This window comes from Vibrio genomosp. F6 (assembly GCF_005146325.1).
Taxonomy (GTDB): Bacteria; Pseudomonadota; Gammaproteobacteria; order Enterobacterales; family Vibrionaceae; genus Vibrio; species Vibrio cortegadensis.
In genome coordinates, this window is sequence record NZ_SYUT01000149.1 from 1 (window position 1) to 422 (window position 422).

Annotated in this window: 2 tRNA genes; both read left to right on the top strand. The window is 45.0% G+C overall.

What is annotated here, in order from left to right:
• Positions 1 to 111: 111 nt before the first annotated feature.
• Positions 112 to 188: transfer RNA gene (locus FCV43_RS20230), tRNA-Asp, on the top strand.
• A 34-nt stretch (positions 189 to 222) separates the two neighbouring features.
• Positions 223 to 299 (top strand) — tRNA-Trp (locus tag FCV43_RS20235).
• The last annotated feature ends 123 nt before the right edge of the window (positions 300 to 422 follow it).

Sequence of the window (422 nt, forward strand, 5' to 3'; positions counted from 1 at the left end):
GTAGGACATCGCCAGGCTTGTTTACTTGTTTTTAGATTTTGAAAAATCTAAAGGCAAAACTAGATAAAGCAATCTAACCATAAGACTTTATTTAGTAAAAGATACCACTGCGGAGTGGTAGTTCAGTTGGTTAGAATACCGGCCTGTCACGCCGGGGGTCGCGGGTTCGAGTCCCGTCCACTCCGCCACTTATTCAGAGTTTCAGCTCTTTAAAACTGAGATAGGGGTGTAGCTCCAATTGGCAGAGCAGCGGATTCCAAATCCGCGTGTTGGGAGTTCGAATCTCTCCACCCCTGCCATATATCAAGCCTCAGCAGAAATGCTGAGGCTTTTTTGCATTTGGATATGAGAGTTTTTTTCTAGAAAAAGCAGCGGATTCAGCTCATTCACAAAATAGCGCGTGTTGGGAGTTCGAATCTCTC